A 7,878-nucleotide genomic window follows, 5' to 3' on the forward strand; every position below is an offset into this window, starting at 1 on the left:
TCAGGTTCTCTGTTTGTGGAAACACATGCAGATGCCAAAAATCGTTCTTCGGCTCAAGGAATGTTTATGATGATGACCAATGGAGTAGGGGCAATATTAGGAAGTACGACTTCAGGATGGGCGATTGATCGTTTTTTTACAAAATCTTTTAATTCTAGTACTGAATTGGCTTCTTTTTTACAGACCGATGTTACAAACCCAAAAATGTTGGAATTTGTAAAAAGTCAAGGAAATTCAATTTCCGCAAATGGTTTGTTTGATAAAGTAATTATGATGAAAGATTGGCATATGATTTGGTTGGCTTTTGCCAGTTATGCTTTGATTGTTGCTATTGCGTTTGCCATTTTATTCAAACACGAGCACAATCCAAATGAAGATGTCGTGGAGAACTTGAGTCATTAATTATAATTCAGATTGAAATATATAGTCCTAACAGGTTTTAAACTTGTTAGGATTTTTTATATATAAATAATAAGGTAACTAATAAAATAATATTTATGATAAAACAAATTTTAGGAGTAATCGCAGGTTACGCCATTTTTGTAATAAGTTCAGTGTTGCTCTTTAGACTATCGGGTGTCAAACCGCATTCGGAAGCTTCTATTGCTTTTATGTTTTTGACATTTGTTTATGGAACTGTTTTTTCATTCCTTAGTGGGCTTGTCACGCAATCCATCGCGAAAACAAAAAACTTAAAAGTCAATTATATCCTTTTTGTCATTATGGCTGGTTTTGCCACTTTCTCACTTTTTAAATCTGGTGGCAGTTCTTGGACTCAGTTGTTAGCAATTTTTATTTTTGCCCCAATTTCTATTTTAGGCGGTTTTTTTAGTATTAAAAAAGCTAAAAATCACAATGTATCCTAACTAGCCCCGATAGCAGTGAAAATCCTCTCTCGTTTTTTCAACGAGAGAGATTGTAACGAATAGCGGGAACAATGCTAACAAATAAGCCTAATCATTCGCTCCTGAACCTTTTTTTGGACTGTTTAACGTTTTGCGTAAATATCTCGCTATAAATATTTTGTCATATTAAATAAAAGAATTAATTTTGCACACCTTTTGGTAGAGAAGAGTTTCCTTTAGGTATCAACAATTTAAGTAAAACAACTTCTGTATTTTTCTATCGCATGAAGAAACTCGAGAAAAAACAGAATACAAATTTTTTATCAGCATGTCTGAACAATTAAAATCACAAGAAGAGTTTTTAGCAAATTTTAACTGGCATAACTTCGAAGAAGGTATCGATGCAGTAGATGAGAAAAACTTATTGGAATTCGAAGAACTAGTATCAAAAACTTTTATTGCAACTGACCAAGAAGAAGTAGTTGAAGGAGTAGTTGTAAGAATCACAGATAGAGACGTTATCGTTGATATCAACGCAAAATCGGAAGGTGTTATTTCATTAAACGAATTCCGTTACAACCCAGCTTTAAAAGTAGGTGATAAAGTAGAAGTATTAATTGACATCCGTGAGGACAAAACTGGTCAATTGGTATTATCTCACAGAAAAGCACGTACTATCAAATCTTGGGATAGAGTTATTTCTGCTAACGAAACAGGAGAAATCGTTAATGGTTTTGTAAAATGCAGAACTAAAGGTGGTATGATCGTTGACGTTTTCGGAATTGAAGCTTTCTTACCAGGATCTCAAATTGACGTTAAGCCAATTAGAGACTACGATGTATATGTAAACAAAATGATGGAATTCAAAGTGGTAAAAATCAACCACGAATTCAAAAATGTTGTTGTTTCTCATAAAGCGCTTATTGAAGCGGATATTGAAGTACAGAAAAAAGAAATCATCGGTCAATTACAAAAAGGACAAGTATTAGAAGGTGTTGTTAAAAACATTACTTCTTATGGTGTGTTCATTGACTTAGGTGGTGTTGACGGATTAATTCACATTACTGACCTTTCTTGGAGTAGAATCAACCACCCAAGTGAAGTTCTTGAATTAGACCAAAAATTAAACGTTGTAATCCTTGATTTCGATGATGAGAAAACAAGAATTCAATTAGGATTGAAACAATTAAACGCTCACCCATGGGATGCTTTGAATGCTGATTTGAAAATTGGTGACAAAGTAAACGGTAAAGTAGTTGTAATCGCTGATTACGGTGCATTTATCGAAGTTGCTGAAGGTGTTGAAGGTTTAATCCACGTTTCTGAAATGTCATGGTCAACTCATTTACGTTCTGCTCAAGATTTCGTAAAAGTTGGAGATGTTGTTGAGGCTGTTATCTTAACATTAGATAGAGATGACCGTAAAATGTCATTAGGTATCAAACAATTAACTCAAGATCCTTGGACTGACATTACTTCTAAATACCCAGTAGGTTCTAAACATACAGGTATCGTTAGAAACTTTACAAACTTTGGAATTTTCGTAGAATTAGAAGAAGGAATCGATGGATTAATCTACATCTCTGACCTTTCTTGGACTAAGAAAATCAAACACCCATCTGAATTTGTAAATGTTGGTGAGAAATTAGACGTAGTTGTATTAGAATTAGATGTTGACGGACGTAAATTATCTTTAGGTCACAAACAAACTACTGCTAATCCTTGGGATCAGTACGAAGATTCTTTCGCAGTTGGAACTATCCACACAGGTGAAATTTCTGAAATCGTTGACAAAGGAGCTACTGTAGAATTCGGTGAAGATATCGTTGCTTTCATTCCTACTCGTCACCTTGAAAAAGAAGACGGTAAGAAATTGAAAAAAGGAGATTCTGCTGATTTCAAAGTAATTGAATTCAACAAAGAATTCAAAAGAGTAGTTGCTTCTCACACTGCTATCTTCCGTGAAGAAGAAGAGAAAAATGTGAAAGCTGTTACTGAAAATACTTCATCTGCATCTACTACAAACGCACCAGCTGCAACTTTAGGAGATAACAATGATGTATTGGCTGCATTGAAAGCTAAAATGGAAAAATCAGAGAAAAAATAATTTCTTGATTTTTTGAATATAGAAAGCCCCGCAAATTTCGGGGCTTTTTTTATGATTATTTAGTTAAAAAAAAATGCCAACCAAATTAAAAGCAAATATTTATTTTATAAATATATACCTATAAAAAAAATTGGTGATTGCACTTCCCAATTTAAGAGATCCCTCAAAAATTGATGTTTCAAATTTAAGAACTGGAAATTATTTCTTAAAAATAAAATCTGACAAAGGAAGTTCGAGTATTAAATTTATAAAAAAATAAGTTTTGGAAAAACCAGAAAAAAAATAATTTCTTGATTTTGAATATAGAAAGAAAGCCTCGCAAATTGCGAGGCTTTTTTGTTTTAAATACTATTACCAAAATACTTAGATACTTTGCATTAATACCTGTGTTTGCTATAAACAGAAGAAGTGAGTTTGTGGTTAAGAATTTATAAAAAATCAAAAATAAATTTATTTTCTAATCAAAAAAAAAAATCCTAATTCATACGAATTAGGATTTTTTTGCATCTATTAATAAAAGATTATCTCAAACTTGCTCCAAGTTCTGTTTCAAAATTCTTTATCAGTTTATTCATGATTTTATCAATTTGAGCATCTTCAAGTGTTTTAGCAGCATCTTGAATCGTGAAACTCAATGCATACGACTTTTTCCCTTCTGGTAAATTTTGCCCCTCGTACACATCAAACAAATTAACATTTTTCAATAATGCTTTTTCTGTTTGTCTAGCAATGGCATAAATCGCATCATAAGTAACATTTTGATCTACCAATAAAGCCAAATCTCTGCGAACTTCTGGATATTTTGGAATTTCAGTATATTTTATTTTGCTTGACATTAATTTTAAAACCGTAGCCCAATTGAAATCAGCATAGAAAACTTCTTGTTTGATTCCGAAGTGCTTTAAAATTGATTTCTTCACAACACCAAATTCTACTAATGTTTCGCTTCCTAATCCGAAAGCAATTCCTTCTGAAAACACATCAGAAGTTACTGCTACACTTTTTGCATTGGAAATCCCTAATCTCGAAAGTATGCCTTCAACATATCCTTTGAATTGAAAAAAATCAGAAGGTTTTTGAACGTATGTCCAATTTTCTTGATTTCTGTTACCTGTTTGAAATAAAGTTAAATGCTTAATTTCTTCGTAACCCGATAAAAAGCTATGGTATGATTTTCCAAATTCAAATAATTTTAAATCGGAATTTTTACGGTTAATGTTATATGATATAGCTTCCAATCCAGAAAATAATAAAGACTGGCGCATTGTTGCCAAATCACTACTTAGTGGATTTAACATCGTTACATTGTATTCCTCTTTTAACATTTCTGAAAGTTGTACATAGGAAGCTGTAGTCAATGAATTGGCCATCATTTCATTAAACCCTTGAGAATTTAATTGTGTGGCAACACTATTTTGTATTTTATAATCCTCATTTCTTGGAGAATTCGAAACTGTGGCATTCAATTTTTTGGAGAACAAAATATTATTATATCCATAAACTCTCAAAATTTCCTCAATCACATCAATTTCCCTTTGTACATCTACACGATATGCAGGAATAGTCAATCCTAAACCAGCATCGGAAACACTGTTTACTTTAATTTCCAAAGAAGCTAAAATTTGCTTGATAGTATCTTTTGGTAATTCCTGACCAATAATACGTGCAACATTTTTGAAATTTAAAAATACCGCAAAACCTTCAATTTTCTTTTGATAAATATCTACAATATCTGATGTAATTTCACCACCTGCCACTTCTTGTATCAACAAAGCTGCCCTTTTTAAAGCATACTCTGTAATTGTTGGATCAATACCTCTTTCAAACCTAAAAGAAGCATCAGTATTCAATTGATGTCTTTTGGCAGATTTACGAATACTTACTGGATTAAAATAAGCACTTTCCAAGAAGATTGAATTAGTTGTCTCCGTTACTCCAGATTTTTTACCTCCAAAAACACCTGCAATACACAAAGGCCCTTTTTCGTCACAAATCATTAAATCTTCTTCATGTAAAGTTCTTTCCATATCATCCAAAGTGGTAAATTTTGTACCAGCTGGAAGTGTTTGAACAATAACTTTTCCTTTAATTTTTGCTGCATCAAAAGCGTGTAGGGGTTGACCTAAATCATGCAATACATAATTAGTAACATCCACAATATTGTTTTTTGGATTGATTCCAATAGCTTTCAATCTGTTTTTCAACCACTCTGGAGATTCTTTTACTGCGATACCAGAAATAGTAACTCCACAATATCTTGGTGCAAGATGAATATCTTTAACATCAACATCAATTTTTAAAGTTCTTTTGTCAACTCTAAAATTACTTACAGATGGAGTGATTAATTCGACATTAATTCCTGTTTGTATCAGTCCGGCTCTTAAGTCACGGGCAGTTCCTAAGTGACTCATCGCATCGGCGCGATTTGGTGTTAAACCAATCTCAAAAACTTCGTCATTTTCTATTTTAAAAACAGTAGAAGCTAATGTTCCTGCCGCTATCGAATCATCAAGTACCATAATTCCGTCATGACTTTCGCCAAGTCCTAATTCATCTTCTGCACAAATCATTCCATGACTTTCTTGCCCTCTGATCTTTCCTTTTTTGATGGTAAAAGAATTTCCTTCTTTATCATACAAAACGGTTCCAATAGTTGCAACAGGCACTTTTTGTCCTGCATCAACATTACTGGCACCACAAACAATTTGCAAAGGAACTCCATCACCTAAATCTACAGTTGTAATTTTCAATCGATCCGCATCTGGATGAGGCACACAAGTAAGAACATGTCCTACAACGATTCCTTCTAATCCGCCTTTTACTGATTGATATTTCTCAACGATTTCAACTTCAAGCCCTAAATCGGTAAGTAGTGCAGCTGTTTCATCCGATTTCCAATCGATTTTAATAAATTGTTTTAACCAGTTGTAAGATATTTTCATGCGGAGATATTATTTATTTTTTATTTGAACATGGTATCACCATTCTACATTTTGATTCCATTTTGGAACCATAGCGATTTCATATTACGTTTTTTTCAAGAGTACTTCGTCCGTTCGCCCTACGGTCTCGGGTGCAAATATAATCAATGTTTCTTGAGGGTCAAAGTTAGTGAGTAGTAAAAATCGATTCAATTGTAACAAATTTTGAAACTCTTTTTATAATATTTCTTCTATGTGTTTTTTAATATTTCCAGCAATTTTTGTAGTAGGTAAGTCGTTATCATCGTATCCAAAAGGTTCTTCAATTTCCTCGGAAATCAATTCAATACTCGCTAGTACATAAAAAACAAAAGACACTACAGGAATTACGTAATATCCTAATGTAAAAGCATGTGGAAAAGGCAATGTTAAAATAAAAATGAATATTATCTTTTTTATAAAAGTACTGTAAGAATAGGGGATAGGGGTGTTTTTAATTCGTTCACAAGCTCCACAAATATCAGTAAAAGACTGAATTTCATTGTTCAAAATAATCAGTTGATCACCAGAAATTTTATGGGCAATATACAAATCATTTATTTTTTGGAACAGCATCTTAGCAATTTGATTCGGTCTATGTTTATGATGATCAATCTCTAAGTCAACATGCTCAAACAATTGCATACTCGTTTCTTCGTCTTTCAAATGCTTATTCAACATCGAAGCATAACTTGGAATTAGTTTTCTGAAATAAGCTAAATCCCTTTCATCCTTCAATATAACTGAAAGCTTGATGGCCAAATTTCGACTATTATTGACCAAAGCTCCCCACAATTTACGCCCTTCCCACCAACGATCATAGGCTGAATTGATTCGATAAGCCAATAATAAGGAGATAACAAAACCTAATGTAGTATGAATTACAAAAAGGTTTTTGACATGGCTGGTTTCTTCCAATTTAAAATAATCAATCTCCAGGTATGCAACTACACCTGAATAAATTATAATTAAAAATAACATTGGAAATAACTGCCTAATCGTATCCGATCTATGAAAACGAAAGATGTAAGCGAACCAAATTTTAGGGTTATATGAAACCATTCTTACTTTTTGGTATAAAAATAATTAAAAATTAAGATTACCCGCTAATTCCCTTAATGTAATTTCAGATAATTTTGCTTGGAATTGAGCGTTACTCAAACGAATTCTTGAATTGATATAATTCAATTGGGCAGCCCTAAACTCTACAGAAGTTATGGTTCCTATTTTAAATTTTTCTGCAGTGATTTCAAGATTTTGCTTCGAAATAGCAGTATTATTTGCTTCTAAATCAATCAAATCCAAATTAGTCAAATACACCTGAAAAGCAACTGTCAAATTGCTTCGCAACTGATTTAATTGTTGGTCAATCACTAATTTAGAATTATCAACTTGCATCTGGGCAATTTTTTCATTTCTATTTTGTGCATTACCATCGAATAAATTCAAAGAAGCAGTAAAACCATAATTCAAGCCGTGTGCAGAAGATTTAGTTGTAAAACCAAGGCTCGATTTTGTATCATTAAAATTATATCCTGTATTTAGTTTAACTGTTGGATAGCGTTCTCCTTTGATTTGCTTCAATTCAAGTTCTGTTACTTTTTTATTGATGATTTGCATCTCTAACTCTGGATTTTGCTTTTCTGCCAATGTTATTAAATCAACAAGTTTCAATTTTCGATCTACATTGATTCCTTCAGAAACTTTAAAATCAGTATTCAAATCTCTCGCTAAAATCTGGTTCAAAAGTGTTTTAGCGTTGGCATATGTCTGTTTTTCCTTTAATAAATTACCAAGATCCGTGTTCAAATCCACCTGAGCATTCAACACATCCAGTTTAGAACCTTTTCCGATAGTGTATCTATTTTTTGTGAACTCTAATCTTTTTTGCGAAATGATAATTGTAGAATCCAAATCGGATAATTGTTGCTGTTCCTGTATCAAATCATAATAAACCGAATTAACA

Annotated in this window: 6 protein-coding genes and 1 pseudogene; 4 read left to right on the forward strand and 3 right to left on the reverse strand. The window is 32.5% G+C overall.

Translation table 11 applies throughout. The annotated features are described in order from the left end of the window. From VFS71_RS05615 to VFS71_RS05630, 4 genes and pseudogenes are all read left to right on the forward strand, one after another. A pseudogene (locus VFS71_RS05615) lies at window positions 1–402 on the forward strand (MFS transporter); the annotation flags it as partial. A gap of 95 nt (window positions 403–497) precedes the next feature. Next, entirely contained in the window at window positions 498–866 is a 369-nt protein-coding gene (locus VFS71_RS05620; RefSeq protein WP_326399887.1) for a hypothetical protein, read from the forward strand. Between the two features lie 307 nt (window positions 867–1,173). Continuing rightward, a complete protein-coding gene (gene rpsA, locus VFS71_RS05625) occupies window positions 1,174–2,952 on the forward strand; it encodes a 30S ribosomal protein S1 (RefSeq protein ID WP_326399888.1) in 1,779 nt (592 codons plus the stop codon). Window positions 2,953–3,085: 133 nt separating this feature from the next. Beyond that, entirely contained in the window at window positions 3,086–3,211 is a 126-nt protein-coding gene (locus VFS71_RS05630) for a T9SS type A sorting domain-containing protein (protein WP_326399889.1), read from the forward strand. Between the two features lie 262 nt (window positions 3,212–3,473). On the opposite strand, the gene pheT is transcribed toward VFS71_RS05630, so the two are convergent. The 3 genes from pheT to VFS71_RS05645 form a co-directional block, all read right to left on the reverse strand. Continuing rightward, complete coding sequence (gene pheT, locus VFS71_RS05635) at window positions 3,474–5,894, reverse strand: phenylalanine--tRNA ligase subunit beta (protein ID WP_326399890.1); 2,421 nt, start codon at window positions 5,892–5,894, stop codon at window positions 3,474–3,476. A gap of 216 nt (window positions 5,895–6,110) precedes the next feature. Then, on the reverse strand, window positions 6,111–6,974 hold the full coding sequence (locus tag VFS71_RS05640; protein WP_326399893.1) for a bestrophin family protein: 864 nt from the start codon (window positions 6,972–6,974) through the stop codon (window positions 6,111–6,113). A 24-nt stretch (window positions 6,975–6,998) separates the two neighbouring features. Next, the coding region (locus VFS71_RS05645; RefSeq protein ID WP_326399894.1) for a TolC family protein at window positions 6,999–7,878 on the reverse strand (880 nt) is incomplete at its 5' end.

The organism is Flavobacterium sp., from assembly GCF_035760125.1.
Lineage (GTDB): Bacteria > Bacteroidota > Bacteroidia > Flavobacteriales > Flavobacteriaceae > Flavobacterium.